Source organism: Brevundimonas halotolerans (assembly GCF_003730275.1).
In the GTDB taxonomy this organism is placed as follows: Bacteria; Pseudomonadota; Alphaproteobacteria; order Caulobacterales; family Caulobacteraceae; genus Brevundimonas; species Brevundimonas halotolerans.
In genome coordinates this window covers 54,603-72,228 of record NZ_QTTA01000004.1, presented here as the reverse complement: position 1 = coordinate 72,228, position 17,626 = coordinate 54,603, and the positions used below count along the sequence as shown (strand labels likewise).

14 protein-coding genes are annotated in these 17,626 nt (G+C 68.5%); 7 read left to right on the top strand and 7 right to left on the bottom strand.

Annotation, left to right across the window (positions count from 1 at the left end; all coding sequences use genetic code 11):
* The first annotated feature begins 33 nt into the window (after positions 1-33).
* The 3 genes from EG854_RS01720 to EG854_RS01710 all read left to right on the top strand — a co-directional run bounded on the left by EG854_RS01720 (position 34) and on the right by EG854_RS01710 (position 2,927).
* A complete protein-coding gene (locus tag EG854_RS01720) occupies positions 34-819 on the top strand; it encodes a class I SAM-dependent methyltransferase (RefSeq protein ID WP_123286010.1) in 786 nt (261 codons plus the stop codon).
* 114 nt (positions 820-933) lie between these two features.
* The gene (locus EG854_RS01715; RefSeq protein ID WP_123286009.1) at positions 934-1,872 is read left to right on the top strand and encodes a class I SAM-dependent methyltransferase; all 939 of its coding nucleotides are present in this window, start codon (positions 934-936) and stop codon (positions 1,870-1,872) included.
* Complete coding sequence (locus EG854_RS01710) at positions 1,869-2,927, top strand: alpha/beta fold hydrolase (RefSeq protein WP_123286008.1); 1,059 nt, start codon at positions 1,869-1,871, stop codon at positions 2,925-2,927. The genes EG854_RS01715 and EG854_RS01710 overlap by 4 nt, the downstream gene beginning before the upstream one ends.
* On the opposite strand, the gene EG854_RS01705 is transcribed toward EG854_RS01710, so the two are convergent.
* Positions 2,924-4,066 (bottom strand): serine hydrolase domain-containing protein, encoded by a 1,143-nt coding sequence (locus EG854_RS01705; RefSeq protein ID WP_123286007.1) that lies wholly within the window; start codon positions 4,064-4,066, stop codon positions 2,924-2,926. The two genes, EG854_RS01710 and EG854_RS01705, sit on opposite strands and share 4 nt — an antisense overlap.
* Positions 4,063-5,340: a BaiN/RdsA family NAD(P)/FAD-dependent oxidoreductase gene (locus EG854_RS01700; protein ID WP_241153084.1), complete on the bottom strand. Its 1,278-nt coding sequence runs from the start codon at positions 5,338-5,340 to the stop codon at positions 4,063-4,065. The genes EG854_RS01705 and EG854_RS01700 overlap by 4 nt, the downstream gene beginning before the upstream one ends.
* A 352-nt stretch (positions 5,341-5,692) precedes the next feature.
* On the opposite strand from EG854_RS01700, the gene EG854_RS01695 reads away from it, so the two are divergent.
* Both EG854_RS01695 and EG854_RS01690 read left to right on the top strand, forming a co-directional pair.
* On the top strand, positions 5,693-6,967 hold the full coding sequence (locus EG854_RS01695) for a polyhydroxyalkanoate depolymerase (protein ID WP_123286006.1): 1,275 nt from the start codon (positions 5,693-5,695) through the stop codon (positions 6,965-6,967).
* Positions 6,939-7,655 (top strand): M48 family metallopeptidase, encoded by a 717-nt coding sequence (locus EG854_RS01690; protein WP_123286005.1) that lies wholly within the window; start codon positions 6,939-6,941, stop codon positions 7,653-7,655. The genes EG854_RS01695 and EG854_RS01690 overlap by 29 nt, the downstream gene beginning before the upstream one ends.
* Here EG854_RS01690 and EG854_RS01685 read toward each other — a convergent pair.
* Together EG854_RS01685 and EG854_RS01680 are read right to left on the bottom strand one after the other, a co-directional pair.
* On the bottom strand, positions 7,652-9,745 hold the full coding sequence (locus EG854_RS01685; RefSeq protein ID WP_123286004.1) for a transglycosylase domain-containing protein: 2,094 nt from the start codon (positions 9,743-9,745) through the stop codon (positions 7,652-7,654). The two genes, EG854_RS01690 and EG854_RS01685, sit on opposite strands and share 4 nt — an antisense overlap.
* A gap of 130 nt (positions 9,746-9,875) precedes the next feature.
* Positions 9,876-10,787, bottom strand: a complete 912-nt coding sequence (locus tag EG854_RS01680; RefSeq protein ID WP_123286003.1) for an alpha/beta fold hydrolase — start codon at positions 10,785-10,787, stop codon at positions 9,876-9,878.
* A 123-nt stretch (positions 10,788-10,910) separates the two neighbouring features.
* Here EG854_RS01680 and EG854_RS01675 point away from each other — a divergent pair, with 123 nt between their 5' ends.
* Positions 10,911-12,026, top strand: coding sequence for an aromatic ring-hydroxylating oxygenase subunit alpha (locus EG854_RS01675; RefSeq protein ID WP_123286002.1), 1,116 nt, complete (start codon positions 10,911-10,913; stop codon positions 12,024-12,026).
* A 61-nt stretch (positions 12,027-12,087) separates the two neighbouring features.
* On the opposite strand, the gene EG854_RS01670 is transcribed toward EG854_RS01675, so the two are convergent.
* The 3 genes from EG854_RS01670 to EG854_RS01660 all read right to left on the bottom strand — a co-directional run bounded on the left by EG854_RS01670 (position 12,088) and on the right by EG854_RS01660 (position 15,284).
* The gene (locus EG854_RS01670) at positions 12,088-12,306 is read right to left on the bottom strand and encodes a hypothetical protein (RefSeq protein WP_123286001.1); all 219 of its coding nucleotides are present in this window, start codon (positions 12,304-12,306) and stop codon (positions 12,088-12,090) included.
* A 281-nt stretch (positions 12,307-12,587) separates the two neighbouring features.
* On the bottom strand, positions 12,588-13,259 hold the full coding sequence (locus tag EG854_RS01665) for a TetR/AcrR family transcriptional regulator (RefSeq protein ID WP_123286000.1): 672 nt from the start codon (positions 13,257-13,259) through the stop codon (positions 12,588-12,590).
* Between the two features lie 150 nt (positions 13,260-13,409).
* Positions 13,410-15,284 carry a cation:proton antiporter domain-containing protein gene (locus EG854_RS01660; RefSeq protein ID WP_123285999.1) on the bottom strand — a complete coding sequence of 625 codons (1,875 nt, stop codon included), beginning with the start codon at positions 15,282-15,284 and terminating at the stop codon, positions 13,410-13,412.
* 165 nt (positions 15,285-15,449) lie between these two features.
* On the opposite strand from EG854_RS01660, the gene EG854_RS01655 reads away from it, so the two are divergent.
* Entirely contained in the window at positions 15,450-17,597 is a 2,148-nt protein-coding gene (locus EG854_RS01655; protein WP_123285998.1) for a M13 family metallopeptidase, read from the top strand.
* The last annotated feature ends 29 nt before the right edge of the window (positions 17,598-17,626 follow it).

Here is a 17,626-nt window from a genome sequence, read left to right as displayed (position 1 = left end):
AGGGTCACCTTTCAGCATGACCGGATCCGTCCCATGACCCACGCCCTTCGCCCGCTTGTCCTGATGGCCACCGTCGCCGGTCTGGCGCTCGCATCGTCGGCTGTCGCCCAGACGTCCCGCGCTGCCCAGGACCCGGCACTGATCCAGCCGATGACCCAGGAAGACGAGGTGCTGAAGGCGGCCATCGCCTCGGGCAGCCGCTCCGAAGCCGACCGGGCCCGCGACGTCTATCGCCGCCCATACGAGAGCCTGACCTTTTGGGGCCTGCAGCCCGGCCAGACCGTGGTCGAGATCCAGCCCGGCGCCAACGGCTGGTGGACGCAGATCCTGCAGCCCTATGCCGAGGCCACCGGCGGGACCTATGTGCCGGTCAACCGCATCCAGGACGGCCTGGGCGTGTCCGACGGCTCGGCCGATTTCATCCTGGTGGCGCGCGCCTTTCACAACTGGCACCGCGCCGGGCGCACGGACGAGTTCATGGCCATGTTCTTCGCCGGCCTGAAGCCGGGCGGCATTCTGGCCGTGGAACAGCACCGGGCCCCTCCGGGCAGCGACGTCGACCAGAGCGCCCCGACCGGCTATGTGCCCGAGTCCTACGTCATCGCCGCCGCCTTGGCGGCCGGGTTTGAACTGGACGCGTCCAGCGATCTCAATGCCAATCCGGCCGATGACCACAGCCACCCGTTCGGCGTCTGGACCCTGCCGCCCGTGCGGCGCAGCGAAGGCGACGGTCGCGTCCTGACCGAGGCCGAGCGGGCCGCCTATGACGCCATCGGCGAAAGCGACCGGATGACCCTGCGCTTTCGCAAGCCGGAATGATTGCACACGGCGGCTTTGACCCTGCCTGCGAAGCTGGCTAAGCCGGTCAGGCCGTCGGCCTGCCCGGCGTCGCCCACCCGTGACCGAGCCGAGAAAGTGTCCCAGGAACGCGACATGTCCGATCCGACCTTCCGAGCCGCCCGGTTGCCTGCCTCTGGCCTGATGCGACCGTCACGCCGCGGCCTGATCCTCGGCGCCGGCATGGCCGGTCTGGTCGCGGCCTGCGATAACCGCAAGAAGGCCGCCGAGCCGGCACCGGATACTCCCGCCGTTCCCGAGGGTCCGCCTGAGGGCAGTCTCGCCTGGGCCATCGCCGGCGCCTGGCGCGGGGAAGAGAGAGCGCGCGATGAATGGCGCCACCCGTTCGAGACCCTGCGCTTCTTCGACCTGCAGCCCAAGATGACCGTGGTCGACTTCTGGCCAGGCAGCGGCTGGTACACAGAGATCCTCGCCCCCTATCTGGCATATAATGGCGGGAAATATGTGGCCGTGAACTTCCAGGCCGGCCTCGGCAATGATCCGGCCCAGGCGGCTCTGGTCACCGCCTATGAACAGCGGTTCGGTGCCAACCCCCGCCTGTATGGCGAGATCGAGTACAGCGATTTTGGCCCCACCAGCGGCCCGGTGGCCGAGGCCAACACCGCCGATCTGGTGCTGTTCATGAGCCGGCTGCACTACTGGATGGCGGCCGGCATCGCCGAGAAAGCCTTTGCTGACGCCTATTCCGTGCTGCGTCCGGGCGCGACACTGGGCATTGAGCAGCACCGCCTGTCCGCCGAGAAAGACCAGGACCCGATCGCCGCCAGCGGCTATGTCCAGGAGGCCTATGTCCGCCAGCTGGCGGCCGAGGCCGGCTTTATCTTTGTGTCCGCTTCCGAAATCAACGCGAATGAAAGGGATGACCGCGATCATCCCTTCGGCGTCGACACCCTGCCCCCGATGCGGCTGACCGCACCCCAGGGCCAGCCGCCGGACCCGGACTTCGATCGCACGGAATATGATGAAATCGGCGAGAGCGATCGGATGACGCTCAAATTCAGGAAGCCCGAGTGAACCGAGTCGCTGCCTATGCTGCCAATGCCCCCCTGATGGGGGTTCCCGGAGCGTCACCGCCGCCGCATGGCGAGGGCGAATGGTTCCGGGGCGCGGGTGGCCTGCGCCTGCGCGCCGCCTTCTGGACGCCCTCCACCCTGGTGGCGGCCAAGCCGCGCGGCACGGTCATCCTCAGCCCCGGTCGCACCGAGCCGATCGAGAAATACTTCGAACTGATCGGCAATCTGCTGGCGCGCGGCTTTTGCGTTCTGGCGCACGACTGGCGCGGGCAGGGGCTGTCGGCGCGGCTGCTGCCCGACCGGCTTAAGGGGCACGCCCGGGCGGTCGAGGAATTCCTCGACGACTATGCCCGCCTGCTGGACGCGTTCGAGACCCGGGCGCCCCGGCCGTGGATCATGGTCGGCCATTCCATGGGCGGCGCGCTGAACCTGATGAGCCTGCAGATGGGCGAGAGCCGCATCTCCGGCGCGTTGCTGAGCGCGCCCATGCTCAAGATCAAGACCGGCAAGCGCTCGATGTGGTCGGTCAAGCTGGCGGTGCGCTGGAACCTGCGCCACGGCAAGGCCGGCGACTATGTGCTGGACGATCCGGACGATCCCTTCGAGCACAGCTTCGAGAACGATGCCCTGACCTCGGACGAGACCCGCTATGAGCTGTGGCGGCAGCAGCTGTACGCCTGTCCCCACCTGGCAGTCGGCGGCCCGACCTGGGGCTGGCTGGGCTTTGCCATCGACCTCGGCGAACGGGCGCTGAAGCCCAAGGCGCTCAAGGCCGTGAAGATCCCGGTCGCCATCGTCCAGCCGGGCGAGGACGACCGCGTCTGGAAGCAGACCAACCGCTGGGCCTCCAAACGGCTCGGGCGCGGTCGCTATGTCGAGGTGCCGGGCGCGAAGCACGAGGTGCTGATGGAGACCGACCCCATGCGGGCCGTCTTTCTCGAGGAGTTCGACGCCATGGCGGACTATGTCTCGCCGGTGCAGGACCTGTCGCCGACGCCTCAACCCAAGGCCGACCCGCTGGCCATGCCGGAAACCCCCGGACAGCAGGCCTCCTAGAGGGCGGCGTAGAGCGCGCGGATCAGGGCCGCAGGCCTTGGGTCGCCGATCAGGTGGGGCGACTGGCGGGTCATGACATAGGCGGCGGTCAAGCCCGTCGTCGGGTCGGCGAAGGCGCACGACCCGCCCCAGCCGCAGTGGCCGACGGTCTCGGGATTGGGACCGAACACTGCCCCCCCGCCCTGATTGCGCATGACTCCGGCGCCCCACGACAGGTCAAAGGGCAGCACCCGGTCCGGCCCGGAAATCCGTTGTTGCATCAGGGCCGTGCGCGTCGCCGGCGACAGGGTCTTGCCCGCCACCCCTTCCGGCAGGGCCAACGCCAGCATGCGGGCCAGGGCCTCGGCGGTCGCATGCATATTGGCCGAGGGGATCTCCATCTTGCGCCACTCTGCTGATCCGCGTCCGGCGGGGGCCGAGCCCTTGTCGAGGAAGGCCGCTGTCTTGATGGCGTCGATCGGTCCCAGACCGGGCGCGGCGGTCGGCTTCTTCATGCGGGCGACGCGGGCGTGCTCGGCCTCGGGCAGGCCCAGCCACAGGTCCAGCCCCGCAGGATCGGCAAAGTCGGCCTTCAGCGCCTGCCCCATCGTTCGGCCGTCGGCGCGGCGGAATACCTCGCCCGCCAGATAGCCGACCGTGATCGGGTGATAGCCCGAGGCCGTGCCTGGTTCCCACAGCGGGGCCTGACGGCACAGGACCTCCAGCACCTTTTCCGGCTCGAACCACAGGGTGGGGTCGATGGCCGGAGACGGTCCTGCAAGGCCGGCCTGATGGCTCATCAGCTGGGCCAGGGTGATGTCCGCCTTGCCCGCCTGACCGAACTCGGGCCAGATCGCGGCGACCGGTGCCTCATAGTTCAGAAGGCCGCGCTCGACCGCCCAGCCAATCATCAGCGCCATGACCGCCTTGCCGGTCGAGAACACGGGGGCGAGGGTGTCCGGCCCGAACGGCTGGTCGCGGACGCTGTCGGCCTGCCCGCCCCACAGGTCCAGTACCACCTCGCCCGCGCGACAGACGGTGAAGCGCGCGCCGACCTCGTCCAGCCCCTCGGGGCCGTCGGTGAAGTTGCGGGCGAAGGCGTCCCTGACCGGGGCGAAGCGGTCGAGACAGGTGCCGTGGATCTCGGGGGCGTCGGTCATTCCGCTTCCCTAACGGGGCCGGCGCCCGCGATCCAGTCCAGCGCGGCGTCGGCGGCGACCACGCCGGACGCCATCACCGCCTGCAGCAGATAGCCACCGGTCGGGGCCTCCCAGTCCAGCAGTTCGCCCGCCACAAATAACCCCGGCTGATCCACGACCATCAGACCCGGCGTCAGCGCCGCCAGGTCAATCCCGCCCGCGCTGGAAATCGCGCGCTCCAGTCCCTGAAGGCCGGTGATCGCCAGCGGCACACCTTTGAGACGCTCGGCCAGCGCCCGGTCGTTGGCCCCGGCAGGCAGGGGCGACGCCTGACGCAGCAGGGCAGCCTCGACCGGCCTCAGGCGTGCGGCACGACGCAGGCGATTGGCGCGCGACAGGCTGGCCGGCGCCTTGGCCAGCCGGGCCGCGAGCGCCTCGGCCGTCTCGGACGGTCGCAGGTCAATATAGAGCCGGGCCGGCTCGCCGCCGTCCTGCGCCTTGGCCAGCGCCTGACGCAGCTCCGGGCCGAGGTCATAGATGGCGCCGCCCTCCAGCCCGTATCGGGTCACCATGGCCTCGCCGCGGACCCGGCGTCGCTCGAGCGTCAGGGCCACGGCCTTGAGTGGCTGACCGGCATGGGCCGCGATGAACTCCTCCGACCAGTCCAGCCGCACCCCGACATTGGCGGGCCGGAAGCCGGTGCAGGGGACGCCGAGGTCGGCCAGCACACCCCGGCCCTGTCCGTCCGACCCCAGCCGGGGCCAGCTGGCGCCGCCGGTCGCCACCACCACCGCCCGGGCCGGGATACGGCGACTCTCGCCGGCCTGCTCGAACACGGGCGCGCCATTTTCGAACCCGATCCAGCGAGAGCCGCTGTGCAGGGTCACGCCCTGATCCTGCAGACGCTGCAGCCATGCCCGCAGCAGGGGTGAGGCCTTCATCGCCTTGGGGAAGACCCGCCCGCTGGACCCAACAAAGGTCTCGGCGCCCAATCCGTCGGCCCAGTCGCGCAGATCCTGCGGCCCGAAGCGGGACAGCCAGTCCATGACCCCCGGTGCCGCCTCGCCATAGCGGGCGGGGAAGCGGTCCAGCGGCTCGTTGTGGGTCAGGTTCAGCCCGCCACGCCCGGCCATCAGGAGCTTGCGCGCCGGCGAGGGCATGCTCTCATGCACTTCGACCGTCAGGCCCGCCGACGACAGCCGCTCGGCCACCATCAGCCCGGCGGGCCCCGCGCCGATGACGACGACGGGCGATCGGGGACCGGTGTCAGGGTGAAAGGCGAGCGAAGAGGTCACACCATGGGCCTTAAAGGATCCCGGCGGGGCAGGCGAGGGTGCGTCGGCCCGAACGGCCCAGCTATCCGGGCGTAGACAGAATTGCCATGCGTATTCAACAACCCTGCCGCTTCCCGAGCCCTTCTGTCCAACCGGGCCGGCATCTCCCCCATACTATGCGGTTGCCACGCGGCCTGCCGGACGGGGGTGCGAAATCAGACCATTCAGACGGTTCAGACGGTAATTTCCACGACCCCCGGCCCAGACTGCCCCCTCACGATTACGCCATGCCCGATAATCCTTTTGCAGTGCCTCACGAACTATGCTGCGCTGCATTGTAAGGCAGGCCATCCGCCGCCATTTGAAGAGACGCATGCTCTACTCCCTTCACGAATTCTCCTACTACTCCGCCGCGCCGTATCGACTGGGGGCCCAGCTGGCCCGGTCGTTCTGGTCCTCGCCCTTCAATCCGGCCGCCGAGACCGCCATCGGGCGCACCGCCTATGCCGCCGCCGAGGTGTTCGAGGGGCTGACGCGTCGCTATGGCAAGCCAGCCTGGAATCTGGACGTGGTCACCATCGACAACCTGCCGGTGCGCACGACCCAGCAGACCATCTGGACCTCGCCCTGGTGCCGGTTGATCCGCTTTGCCCGGGATCTCGGCGACCTCAAGCGGGCCGGCAAACCGGCCGACGGCCCGGCCGTGCTGATCGTGGCGCCCCTGTCGGGCCACTATGCCACCCTGTTGCGCGGCACGGTCGAGGGCTTCCTCCAGGACCACGACGTCTATGTCACCGACTGGGTCAACGCCCGTCAGGTGCCGATGCTGGAAGGCCGGTTCGACTTCTTCGACTACATCGACCACATCCGCGAGATGCTGACCGCCATCGGTCCGCGCGTCCACGTCGTGGGCGTCTGCCAGCCGGGACCGCCGGTGCTCGCGGCCTGTGCCCTGATGGCCGAGGACAAGGACCCGCACCGTCCGCTCAGCATGACCTATATGGGCTCGCCCATCGACGCGCGGCTGTCGCCGACCGTCACCAACCGTCTGGCCGAGGCCCGGCCCTTCGCCTGGTTCAGGTCGAACATGATCCATACCGTGCCCCTGCCCTATCCGGGCGCCGGGCGCCGGGTCTATCCGGGCTTTGTCCAGCTCTACAGCTTCATGTCGATGAACGAGGATCGCCACCGCGACGCCCAGCACGACTATTTCCAGAACCTGGTCGCGGGCGACGGCGACGAGGTCCAGAAGCACGAGGAATTCTACGACGAATATCTGTCGGTTCTGGACCTGACCGAGGAATTCTATCTCCAGACCATCGACATCGTCTTCCAGAACCACCTGCTGGCCCGCAACGAACTGGAACACCGGGGCCGCAAGGTCGATCTGACGAAGATCACCGACATCGGCCTGATGACGGTCGAGGGCGAAAAGGACGACATCTCCGGCGTCGGCCAGACCCAAGCCGCGCACGGCCTGTGCCCCAATGTGCCCGAGGACCGGCGCACCCTCTATGTCCACCCTGAGGTGGGCCACTACGGCGTGTTCAACGGTCGCCGCTTCCGCGATGACATCTACCCCCGGGTGCGCGATTTCATCGCCCGCAACGAGGCCGCCGGTGACGTATCGCGACGGGCAGCGGCTTAGCCTCGAGGCGGACGGCGCGCCGCTGCGCCTGTCGGTCAACCGGCGGGCCCGCCGCGTGTCGATCCGCATCGACGCCCGCGCGGGTGAGGCCGTTCTGGTGGCCCCCAGCGAGCGCCGGTTGGTAGATGCGATCGCCTTTGCCCGCACCCGCACGGACTGGATCCGCGCGCGGCTGGCCGACCGGCCGGTGGCCGTCGGTCTGGCCCCGGGGCAGCGCCTGTCGGTCGCGGGGGAAGACGTGACCCTGGCGGCCCTGCCCGGTGCGGTCGCGGCCCGCCTGACCGACACCCCCGAGGGCCCGGTGCTCGCAGCGGGGGGAGAGGGTGCAGCCTGGAGCCGGCGCATCCTGACCTTCCTCAAGCGGCGCGCCCGCGAGGTGCTGATGGCCCGGACCGAGGTCCACTGCCGGACGCTGGGCCTGCCCCTGCCGAAGGTATCCATCAATGACCCCCGCTCGCGCTGGGGCTCCTGCACCCCGGGCCGGGGCACGATCCGCTACTCGTGGCGGGTGATTCTCGCGCCTCCTGCCGTGCTGGACTATCTGGCCGCGCACGAGGTCGCCCATCTAGTCCACGGCGACCACAGCCCCCGCTTCTGGGCGGTCGTGGCCCAGCTGATCGGCGACCCGGCGCCGCACCGCGCCTGGCTGAGACAGCACGGCGCGGGTCTGCACGCCCTGGCGGTCTAGAAGAAGAGCGGGTCGGCCTTTTTCTCGGGCGGCAGGCCCGGTTCAGGCCGCTGGACTTCCGGATCCCGCCGCTCGGGCTGGGGCGTGGTCGGGCGGATGACCGGCTGGTCGGGCGAGGGCCGCTCGGGCTGACGCGGCTCCGGCGTCGGCTCGATGCCGCGCTCGATCTCATCGGCATAGGGGTCTTCCATCGAGCCGATCAGCTCACCGACCGCATCGGGCGGCTGCCAGCCCTCGGGCAGGGGCGGGCCGTCCGGGATGCGCGGCGCGTCCAGCCGGGGCAGGGCGGCGGTCATGAAGGCGCGCCAGATGGCCGCCGGGGCCTGTCCGCCGGTCACGCCGCGCATGGCGGTGTTGTCGTCCTTGCCGACCCAGACCGCCGTGACGAAGCCGCCGGTGTAGCCGACGAACCAGGCGTCCTTGTAGTCCGAGGTCGTGCCGGTCTTGCCCGCCAGATCCCGCCCGGAGATGGCCACCGACCGCGCCGTGCCCGAGGTGATCACCCCGCGCAGCATGTCGTTCATGTACAGCAGGGGCGGGTTGGCGATGGCCTGGATCGGCCGGCTCTCGCGGGCCGAGCGCTGATAGATCACCCGCCCCTCGCGGGTGCGGATGCGGCTGATGCCATAGGCCGTGACCCGCTTGCCGCCATTGGCAAAGGCATCATAGGCCTGGGCCATCTCGACGGGCGAGACCTCGACGGCCCCCAGCGCCATGGCGGGCTCAAGCCCGATGCGGCTGGTGATCCCCAGCCGCCGCGCCGTGCGGGAGACATTGTCCCGGCCCAGACTGTCGGCCAGCGAGACCGCCACCGTATTGGTCGACTGGGCAACCGCGTTCGACAGGGTCGTGCGACCGATGAACCGGCCGGAGTAGTTGCGGGGCTCCCACGATCCGATGCGGATCGGCTCGTCGATCACCGGAGTCTGGGGCGTGTAGCCGGCCTCGACGGCCGTCAGATAGACGAAGGGCTTGAAGGCCGATCCCGCCTGACGCCTCGCGTCGACGGCCCGGTTGAACTGGCTGTCGGCATAGGAAGCGCCGCCGATCATGGCGCGCACCCGCCCGTCGCCGTCCAGTGCCACGAGGGCGGCCTGTTCTACCCCGCGCGAGGCATTCTCTCGCAGCACGCCGGTGACGGCCCGCTCGGCGGCGGTCTGCAGCGTCAGGTCCAGGGTCGTCTCGACAATCAGGTCCTCGGTCGGCTCCCCGACCAGGCCCCGGATCTCCTTGTCCAGCCAGTCGACGAAATACTGGGCGTGCTGGGTCGCCAGCGTCCGCGACACCCGCACAGGCTCAAGCACGGCGGCGGCCCGCTGCTCGGGCGTGATGACCCCGCTCTCTTCCATCTCGTCGAGCACGACGGTGGCCCGCGCGGCGGCGCGTTCGCTCTCCGACACCGGGGAATAGCGCGACGGGGCCTTCAGCAGGCCGGCCAGCAGCGCGGCCTCACCGACCGTCAGGTCCTTGGCCGACTTGTCGAAATAGCGCTGCGACGCCGCCTCGATGCCATAGGCGCCGGCCCCGAAATAGACGCGGTTCAGATAGAGGGCGAGGATCTCGTCCTTGGAGAATTTCAGCTCCAGCCAGACGGCCAGCATCAGCTCCTGGCCCTTGCGGCGCAGGGTCTGGTCCGGCGTCAGGAACAGGTTCTTGGCCAGTTGCTGGGTGATGGTCGAGCCGCCCTGGACCACCCGTCCGGCGCGCATATTGGCGACCATGGCCCGGACCATGCCGACGGGGTCAAAGCCGGGGTGCCAGCGGAATCGCTGGTCCTCGATGGCGATGAAGGCGGCCGGCACATAGTCGGGCAAGGCCTCAAGGTCGGCGGGCGGGGCCTGCTGGCTGCCGCGCACGGCGATCAGGGCCCCGTTCCGGTCCAGATAGGTCACCGAGGGCTGGCGATCGATGTCGTAGAGGGCCGAGGTGTCCGGCAGGCCGCGGGCAAAGACCGCAAAGAACACGACGAGGAAGATCAGGCCCCAGACGCCGGCCACGACGCTCCAGTACAGGATACGGTGCAACAGGTTACGCTGGCCCGTTCCACCGGGGCCGCGCTTCAGTCGATCCAGAAAGGCGTTGCCCGCCATCGTCACCCTCTCGGCCGTTCAATGCCCCTCAACGCTTCTAGCGCCGAAAAGCGATAACGGAAATCACCCCGGAAACCTTGTCAGGTCACCTTCCGGGGGATTTCCGTCGAAAGCATGACAATGGCGACGATCAGTCGAGAAAGTCGTTAATCGCCGCGGCCAGCGCATCTGGCTGATCCAGCATGATGAAGTGGGCGCTGTCGTCGATGCGCCGCAGGACCACCCCCTCCAGATTGGCGAACGAGGCGGCATAGATGCCGTCGGTGATCTCGGGCGTCATGCCGGGATTGTTGAAGGCGACGTAGATCACCTCGGTCGGGGCGGTGATCGCCGCCAGCTCGGGGCGCAGGTCGGTGACGATCAGCTCGCGCATGGCCCGCCCGGCCACGCCGGGGTCGCTGGTGACACTGTGCTCGATCGGCCCGGCGCGCAGGCTCTCCGTCTGGACCATGCCGACGATGCTGGCCGTGGCCGAGGCCCGCCATTGTTCGGGGGTCGAGGCCGCCATGCCGGCGCCGATCTGGTCGGCGATCGGGGTGACGGAGGCGGGGGTGGCGGTGGCGCCGCCGAAGACGTTGCCCATGAAGGGGATCATGTCGATGACGACGAGGCGGTCGACAAGGTCGGGGTGGCGGGCGGCGAGCATCATGGCGATGGTGCCGCCCATGGAATGGCTAACAACTACAGCGTCTTCGAGGCCTTGTTCGCGGATGTAGCGGGCGATGTCCTCGGCGACGGGGGCCGAGACGGGGCCGTCGATGTTGTCCATGGCCGGAGCCCCGGCGAAGCCCTGAATATGGATCATATGGACGCGCCAGTCGCCCTCCAGCCGCGCGACCAGCGGCTCCCAGATGTCGGGATGCGAGGTCAGGCCGGGGATCAGGATGATGTCGCGCCCCTCGCCCTCGACCCGCACGTGAAAGCGGCCCGACTCGAAATCGGCATGGACATGGCCATGGTCGGCCGGCGCGGCCGCCGGCGTCTGGGCACAGGCCGCGAGCGGCATCAGGGCAAGGGCGGCGGCGAGGAGAAGGTATTTCATGCGGGACGTCCTGCGAGCGGGAGATAGCCGCTTTATAATTAAAAGTGCTTTCGTTACGCAACCCCTGTCACAGCCATGGCAGAGGCTGGCGTTGCGGCGGCTCTGGTCCTAACACTAGCCGACATGACGGCCGTTGAGACCCCCTCCCCGACAGAGACCCGCACCAGGGCAGCTCCCCTGCCGTTCGGGCGCGGTTTCCTGAAGGACACCTGGTATTTCGTCGAGACCGCCGCGGCGCTCAAGCCCGGCCGCCAGGCCCGCTATATGCTGCAGGACGAGCCGGTCCTGCTGGGCCGCACCCGGTCGGGTCAGGTCTATGCCCTGCGCGACATCTGCCCCCACCGGGCCGCCCCCCTGTCGGCCGGCCGACAGGTCGAGCACGCGGGCGAGGGCGAGACCATCGAATGCCCCTATCACGGCTGGCGGTTCCGGTTGAACGGCCAGTGCGCGGCCATCCCGTCGCTGACGGATGACGCCGAGTTCGAGGTCGACCGCATCCGCGTGCGCGCCTATCCGGTCGCGGAAAGCCAGGGGATGGTGTTCGTCTGGATCGCCTCCGACCCGCGCCGCCCGGCCGAGCCTGACCATCCGCCGCCGACCTTTCCGGGCGCCGACGGCCCCGCCCCGCGTCTGGTCGAGGCCATGGTCTTCGACAGCCATATCGACCATGCGGTGGTCGGCCTGATGGACCCGGCCCACGGCCCCTATGTCCATCAGCAATGGTGGTGGCGCTCGCGCCACTCCATGCACGACAAGCAAAAAACGTTCGAGCCGCGCGAGCAGGGCTTTGCCATGGTCCGGCACCGGCCCTCATCCAACAGCCGGGCCTATAAATTGCTGGGCGGCACGCCCGAGACCGAGATCACCTTCCGCCTGCCCGGCTATCGCTGGGAGCATATCCAGGTCGGCGACAAACAGGTGCTGGGCCTGACGTGTCTGACGCCGGAGACGGCCGACCGCACCCGCATCACCCAGCTGTTCTGGTCGGACCACTGGATCTTTGCCCTGGCCCGGCCGATCCTGCGGCAAGGTGTGCGCGCCTTCCTGAAACAGGATGGCGGCATGGTGAACCTGCAGAACATGGGCCTCGCCTTCGACCCCGCCATGCTGTGGATCGACGACGCCGACCGTCAGGCCAAATGGTACCAGCAGCTGAAACGCGAATGGGCCAGCAGCCGCGCCGAGGGGCGGGCGTTTGTTAATCCGGTCAAGCCCGAAACCCTGAGGTGGAAGAGTTGAAGGGTTGGCCTTCCAGCCCGAAGGTCCCGTCGGGCACGGCATCCGCGCCCGCCGAGTGGCATCAGCCGCCACTGCGCTTTTTGCCAAGGTTGTCGCCGACGCGCGGAGTCGGGGCGTCCCTTGCCGTGGACGGGACGTCGTCGCCATCCATAGGGGCAGCGGGGCGAAGGCCAAGTTGATCGCCGAACACAACGAAGCCGGAGACCGCGAGCGTGCATATGATGCAGAACGCGATGAACAGTTTGAAACCCGGCGACAGTGATTTTTTGGGACGGCTCATTGGTACCTCCAGTCTGATGTCGACCCGTGATACCTGAGAATGCCGCCTCTGCCCTGCCGAAAATTCATCAGGCGGTTCCCGAATGCAGGGTCAGTCGGACACGCCTAATGACTCCAGAGGGGGCCACGATCTTTCCGTCGTCCCGTACGCGGGCTTGACGTTCATAGACCGGCGTTGGCCGACCCTCACCAGCCGCCATCTCTGCGCGCCGAACCCGCGCAGCGAAAAGGCCGCGACGAGGGTCGCGGCCTTTCCGGGAGATCGCCGGGGGGACGGTCCGGTTAGCGGGCGCGCTGGCCGGACAGGATGATGTCGATCTGCTGCTCGAGGTGCGACTTGAGCGTGTCGATCGTCCAGCTGTCGTAGGCGGCGCGGCGATAGTTCGAGAGGTAGGCGACCCAGACCAGTTCGGTGACCAGGGCGGCGTCCGTGGTGGGCTTGAGTTCACCCGCCTTGATGGCGTCGGCGACGAGGCTTTCGAGGCCTTCGATGACCGGGGCGATCAGTTCGCGGCCCTTCCGGGCGTCCTGCAGCGGCTGGTGCCAGGCGCGGGCGACGACGGCCTGGACGAGGGGAAGCTGGTCCAGCGTCGCCTCATAGCCGGCGACAAAGCCGCCGAGCAGGCGCGACTTGAGGTCGGTGCCGGTCTTGATGCCGCGCGTCAGGGCCTCGGCCAGACGGGCCAGATCCTCGGCCAGCACGGTGTCGAACAGTTCCGACTTGTCCTGGAAGTTGGCGAAGACGGCGCCGGTCGACATGCCGGCCTCGCGGGCGATGTCGCGGATGGTGGCGGCGTCATAGCCGCGCTGGGCGAACAGATTGCGGGCGGCCTCGATGACCTTGCCGCGCGTGCGCTGCTTGGCCACCTGGCGGCGGTTCAGCGGGCGGGCGCCCGTGTCCGAGCCTTGGGCTTCGGGGGCATCGACGGGCGGGTTCAGAACAATATCACGCATGAAAGGGGGGCACTCACAGGGGCTTTGGCGGTCAGGCCGGATCAGGCTCCTGACCGGAACGACCGTTGGGGGCAGAGGGTTGCTGTCGCCGGGGAGGGCGGAAACGGCGCTTTCAACACCGAACCATGACCAAAATGCGAACGGCCGGGCTTAACCCTCGCCCTCAGGCTCTGGATCGGTGCGGCCGGTGGTCGCAGCCGACACATGGCGGCGCAGGGCCCGGTTGGGTCGCGCGGAGGTTCCGGGCTGGGCGGCCTGGAACAGATCGCGGTAGCGGTCGCGCCGCTCATGGATCGAGGCCAGCACCAGCCCCATGGGCACGCCGAGGTCAACCAAGGTGTTCTCGGCCAGCTGCAGACTGGCCTCGGTGGTTTCGGGGACCGCGTCGGTGACGCCATAGCTGTAGAGGCGCACCGCGTGGCGGTCGTCGCGGGCGCGGGCGATAATGATCAGGTCCTTGCGCAGGGCCCGGGCCGCCTGGACCACCTCATCCACCTTGCCGGGGGCGTCCATGGTCACGACCAGCGCCCGGGCGGTGGCGATGTTGCACAGCTCCAGCATCTCGCGGCGACCGGCGTCTCCGTAGTGGACATTCAGCCCCTCGCGCCGGGCGCCGGCGACGATCCCCGGCTCGGTATCGAGGGCGACGAAGGTCTGGTTGTGCTCGGTCAGCATCTCTCCGATCAGGCGTCCGACCCGTCCATAGCCAACCAGAAGGACCTGACCGCTGGAGTCGGGGGGCTGAAGGGCGGCGGCCGGCAGATCGACCTGGGTCTCTATGCGGCGGGTGGCCAGCTTCTGACCCAGCAGGGCGAGGAAGGGGATGCTGAACAGGCTGATCGTCGCCGACAGCAGGACCGACTGGGTGATGCCCGGCGGGGCGACACCCTCGACCATGCCGGCGGTCAGGATGACGAAGGCGAACTCGCCGGCGGGCCCCAGCACCAGAGCGGTCTCGAGCGCGGCCAGAGGGCCGAGGCCCCAACGGCGCGCGAGAGTGAAGATGACGCCGATCTTGGCGACGGTGATGGCGATGGCCAGCGCCACGACCCCCCACGGGTCGGCGGCCACCGCATCCAGATCAAGGCCGCTGCCGACGCCGATGAAGAAGACGCCCAGCAGCAGGCCCTTGAACGGATCGATCGAGATTTCGACCTCGCGCCGGAACTCGGTCTCGGCCAGCAGGACGCCCGCGACGAGGGCGCCGAGACTCATGGACAGGCCGACCGCCTGGGCGCCGAGGCCGGCAGCCACCACGACCAGCAGGCTGGCGGCGACGAACATCTCCTGCCCCTGACCGCGGGCGCGGGCCTTGGCGACCGAGCGGAACATGGGGCGCAGCACCAGCCGCCCCAGCAGGATCAGGGCCGCCAGTCCGATGGCCGCAGGGGCGAGGGTCAGCAGGGCGGCGCCCAGCACGGCCGGGTTCAGGTCGCCGCCGCTCTGGGCGAGGGTGGCGAGGACGGTGACGGTGATCAGGATCGGCGCCACCGCCATGTCCTGGGCCAGCAGGATGGAGAAGGTGGCGCGCCCGGCGGCGCCGTGCAGCCGCTTGCGCTCGGCCAGCACCGGCATGACCACGGCGGTCGAGGACAGGGCGAGACCCATGCCCAGCACCATGGCCGAGACGAAGGTCTGGCCGGTCAGCATGAAGCCGGCGGCGATCACGGCAGTGGCCAGCGCGATCTGGCTGAGCCCCAGGCCGAACACCAGCCGCCGCATGGACTTGAGCCGTTCCCACGACAGCTCCAGCCCGATCATGAACAGCAGGAAGGCGACGCCCAGTTCGGACAGCTGGGCGATCTGGTCGCGATCCTCGAGCGTCAGCCAGCCCAGCCAGGCCAACCAGGGCGCGTCATTGGCGAACCGGCCCAGCCCGTCGGGTCCCAGCAGTACGCCGGCGGCCAGAAAGCCCAGCACCGGGCTGATCTTGATCCGGTTGAACAGGGGCACGACCACACCGGCCGCCGCCAGAAAGACCAGCAGGTCCTTGTATTCCGAGCCGTCGCCGTGGGGTGAAGCCATGCCTGTGCATACTGCAGTGCGGTACGGCGGAACAACCGTAGTTTCCGATCTCTGCTACCGATCATGAATTTTTTTTAAGGAGAATCCGGGCCACAGCGGACTAGGGTCCGGAACTGGAAATTTCCGGACGTGGCCCTGCTGCGTCAATCCACGAGAGGTTCAAGAATGAAACGCCTTCTGATCGGTGCCGCTGTCGGCGCCCTGATGCTGCCCGCCACGGCGACCTTCGCCCAGCAGATGCACACCTTTGACGACGGTCATGCGCACGAGTGCCTGAACGAGTCCTGCACCGTCTTCTCGCTGTTCCCGACCGCCGACCAGGATCCGGCCGGTTCGGGCTGGCAAGGCACCGAGGCGCCGAAGTTCGGGACCTGGGGCTTTGATCTGGCCGGTCGCGACCTGTCGGTGGCGCCGGGCGATGACTTCTTCCGCTATGCCAATGGCCTCGCCTTCGACCGGCTGGTCATTCCGTCGGACCGGACCTCGTACGGGTCGTTCGCCATCCTGCGCGAGCTGTCGGACAACCGCCTGAAGGTGATGATCGATGAACTGACGGCCAGCACCGATCTGGCTGCGGGCTCTGATGAGCTGAAGATCGCCGATCTGTACCGCGCCTATATGGACACCGACCGCATCGAGGCGCTGGATGACCAGCCTCTGCAGCCCTATCTGGCCGACATCCGCGCCATCGACAGCCACGACGCCATGGCGGTCTATATGGGCGGCACCCAGGGCCGCTTCGGCTCGTCCTTCTTTGGTGTCGGGATCGGTGACGATGCCCGCAACCCCGACCGTTACATCACCTATGCCAGCCAGGGCGGCCTCGGCCTGCCGAACCGCGGCTATTATCTGGAAGAGCGTCTGGCCGACAAGAAGGCCCTGTATCTGGCCTATGTCGAGCGCATGCTGACCATGATCGGCTGGGACAATCCGGCAGAAACTGCGGCCGAGATCGTGGCGCTGGAAACCCGGATCGCCGAGGCCCACTGGACCCCGGAAGAGAACCGCAACCGCGACGAGACCTACAACCCCTTCACCCCGGCCGAGCTGGCGGAACAGGCGCCGGGCTTCAACTGGTCGGCCTATCTGGACGCCATGAGCCTGGGCGGCATCGAGACGATCGTCGTGCGTCAGGACACCGCCCTGCCCAAGATCGCCGCCATCTATGCCGAGACGCCGCTGCCGCTGCTGCAGGCCTGGCAGGCCTTCCACACCGCCGACGACATGGCCCCCTATATGTCGCAGCGCTTCTCGGACGCCCAGTGGGAGTTCCGCGGCCGCGACCTGTCGGGCCAGCCGGAACAGCGGGCCCGCGACAAGCGCGCCGTCAGCTTCGCCGAAGGGGTGATGGGAGAGGCCTTCGGTCGCCTGTACGTCGCCGAATACTTCCCCGCCGAATCCAAGGCGATGATGGAAGAGCTGGTGGCCAATCTGCGCGTGGCGCTGGCCGCCCGCATCCGCCAGCTGGACTGGATGGGCGCCGAGACCAAGGAACAGGCCCTCTACAAGCTCGACAACTTCACGGTGAAGATCGGCTATCCGGACAAGTGGCGCGACTATTCCGCGCTTGAGGTACGGGCCGATGATCTGGTCGGCAATGTCGAACGCGCCGGCGTGTTCCGCTGGCAGTACCAGCTGGGCCGCATGGACGGTCCGGTCGATCGCGACGAGTGGGGCATGACCCCTCAGACGGTCAATGCCTACTACAACTCGACCAAGAACGAGATCGTCTTCCCGGCCGCCATCCTGCAGCCGCCCTTCTTCGATCCGACGGCGGATCCGGCGGTCAACTATGGCGCCATCGGCGGCGTGATCGGGCACGAGATCGGTCACGGCTTCGACGACCAGGGCCGCAAGTCCGACGGCGACGGCGTGCTGCGCGACTGGTGGACGTCCGAGGATGCGGCCCGCTTTGAGGCCCGGGCCGACATGCTGGGCAGCCAGTATGCGACCTATGAGCCGCTGCCGGGCTATCCGATCCGTCCGGCGCTGAGCATGGGCGAGAACATCGGCGATCTGGCCGGTGTCACCCTGGGGCTGGAAGGCTATCTGGCCTCGCTGGACGGCGCGGAAGCTCCGGTTCTGGACGGCGTGACGGGCACCCAGCGTGTCTTCCTCGGCTGGGCCCAGGTCTGGAACACCAAATACCGCGACGAAGCGCTGCGGAACCAGATCGCCACGGGCCCGCACTCGCCGGCCGAGTTCCGGGTGGTGGGGCCGATCCGCAATCTGGACGCCTGGTATGAAGCCTTCGACGTCCAGCCCGGCCAGAAATACTATCTGACCCCGGAACAACGCGTCCGCCTCTGGTAGGCCGCGTCAGGATGAAATGAACGAGGGGC